This window comes from Candidatus Obscuribacterales bacterium (assembly GCA_036703605.1).
GTDB lineage: Bacteria > Cyanobacteriota > Cyanobacteriia > RECH01 > RECH01 > RECH01.
In genome coordinates this window covers 1-1,201 of sequence record DATNRH010000641.1, presented here as the reverse complement: position 1 = coordinate 1,201, position 1,201 = coordinate 1, and the positions used below count along the sequence as shown (strand labels likewise).

Sequence of the window (1,201 nt, the reverse complement as noted above, 5' to 3'; positions counted from 1 at the left end):
TAAAGTCGCTTGAGGGCTTTGACAGGGCATGGTGTGAAGAGGCGCAGAGCTTATCAGGGCGGTCGCTTGAGTTGCTTATACCTACCATCCGCAAGAATGGCTCAGAGCTTTGGTTCTCTTGGAATCCAGAGCAGCCTGATGATGCCGTTGAACTGCTATTTAAGAGTAATGATGATTCCATTCTTATTCATGCCAACTACTCTGACAACCCTTGGTGCCCCCATCAGATGCGCAAGCTGGCAAGCTGGCAGCGGAAGCAGGATTATGAGAAGTACAGCCATATATGGTTAGGCGGATATAACACTAAGTCAGATGCACAGGTGTTTAAGAATTGGCGTGTTGATGAGTTTGAGCCAGCTAAGGATTGGGGCGAGCCTTTGTATGGGGCTGACTTTGGTTTCGCCAATGACCCCACCTGCTTTGTCAGGTGTTGGATTCATGACCGGAGGCTATGGATTGATCAGGATGCGGGCAGGGTTGGCCTTGAGCTAGACGACACGGCGCACTTTATCAAGCAACATGATTCGATGGTTGAGCTATATGCTATGCGGGCAGACAGTGCCAGGCCGGAATCAATAAGCTATCTAAAGCGCCATGGACTGTCTAAGATTCAAGGCGTTGAGAAGTGGCCTGGGTCGGTAGAGGATGGCGTGGAGTTCATAAAGACGTTTGATGAGATAGTAATTCACACGCGGTGTAAGGCAATGCAGGAAGAGGCGCGGCTATACAGCTACAAAATAGACAAGCGAACCCAGGACATACTGCCGAAGATCGAAGATGACAACAACCACAGGTGGGATGCTGTGCGATATGCTCTTGCCCCAATGATCAGGAACAAGGGAGCGCCCCGTGTACGTTCAATATAAAACTGATATACTTGACAGATTGAAAATCAACAGGCAGGGCGACTAATGTTTGACTGGTTCAAGCGCAAGCCGGAAGCACAGAAAGAATCACGATCAGGCGAAGTCATCTTCACAGGTAAGCGCCAAGCCGAATGGAGCCTAAGCGGTGACCGCATCAGGGCCGCTGATTATGCCAGGGAGGGCTATCAGAAAAACGTGGTGGCCTATCAGGCTATCAACAAGACTGCCGATGCCGTAGCTGCTATTCCCTGGATTGTCCGCCGTGCCAATGGTGACGAGCTAACCGATCATCCGCTGCTTCGATTGATCCAGCGCCCCAACCCCATGCAGTCCGG

Annotated in this window: 2 protein-coding genes; both read left to right on the top strand. The window is 51.0% G+C overall.

All coding sequences use genetic code 11. From position 1 onward, the window contains the following. Nucleotides 1-866, top strand: an 866-nt coding sequence (locus V6D20_13485; GenBank protein ID HEY9816792.1) for a terminase large subunit, incomplete at its 5' end; no start/stop codon positions are given. Between the two features lie 45 nt (nt 867-911). Then, the coding region (locus V6D20_13480) for a hypothetical protein (GenBank protein ID HEY9816791.1) at nt 912-1,201 on the top strand (290 nt) is incomplete at its 3' end.